Below are 926 nucleotides of genomic sequence, written 5' to 3'. Positions count from 1 at the left end.
GCTTGGTAGATTCGCCGTACAGTTTGAAACCATGGACTGTAGCGCCCGAAATTAAATGTCGTTTTTCGAGCGTGTCGGCTTACTCTGGCTGCGATGTAGACAATGTTTTGGATGACGGTACGAATACGGCGACGCTTAACGCCCCCGCGGATCGGCGCATCGTCTTCACGCAAGCTTTCCTGCCCCATAATGCGGAGTAAATTGTAGGCAAATACGCCAGCGTGCAAGATCAATTCATTGGTATCGAATTTACCTGCGGGTAATCGCTCCAAATCCAGATCAGTCTTGAGTTCACTATGAAATTGCTCACTTGTGGCGTGATCGCGATACAGCTCAATGACGCGCCGTGGCGAGCAGGTAAGAGATGTCCAGAACACGTTTACCTCTATTTCCGGAAACAAGAGGATTTGTCCTTCTCGGTCAATACTGCGAACAATCACTTGAAACACTTGACGCAGATTACTTTCGAACCCTTTCTGTGGAAAGGCAATGAAGCCGATGTATTCCGTTTTGCCGGGACGCTGTTCACATTTCATACCTTTCTCTTCTGCGATCTGCAGCCAGCTTTCTTTTGGGGTGCCTCGCAGATTAACTTTAATGATGTAGTCAACCTCTTTCTCAGCGTGGCACACCTGCAGATTTTCCATGCTGTCATGAGCAGAATCCATTCGAACAAGAAGACGGTTACTCGTTATGCGTCGGGCGTAATGAATACTTTCGCGCAGGTAATCAGCACCGTCCTTTTGACTATGCGTACTGCCCTCACGAAGCTGTAGATTCACGCCGTAGCCCTCATTTCCAAGGTAAGAGAAAATCGGTGCGAAGCCGAAGGTTCCCTTATACGTGAGTGCAACGCCTTCTTTTTTTGTACCGGAGTTATCGAAAGGCGATACATCAATGTCCAGTGGGATGAGCGTGTGTTCGCC

1 protein-coding gene is annotated in these 926 nt (G+C 48.6%); it reads right to left on the bottom strand.

The annotated features are described in order from the left end of the window. The coding region (locus HFP08_RS28885) for an IS1380 family transposase (RefSeq protein ID WP_168124082.1) at window positions 1-926 on the bottom strand (926 nt) is incomplete at both ends.

Origin of the sequence: Paenibacillus sp. HB172176, from assembly GCF_011947265.1 — a bacterium.
In the GTDB taxonomy this organism is placed as follows: Bacteria; Bacillota; Bacilli; order Paenibacillales; family Paenibacillaceae; genus Pristimantibacillus.
Note: the sequence above shows the minus strand (reverse complement) of the source record. Positions and strands in the feature narration are given on the sequence as shown.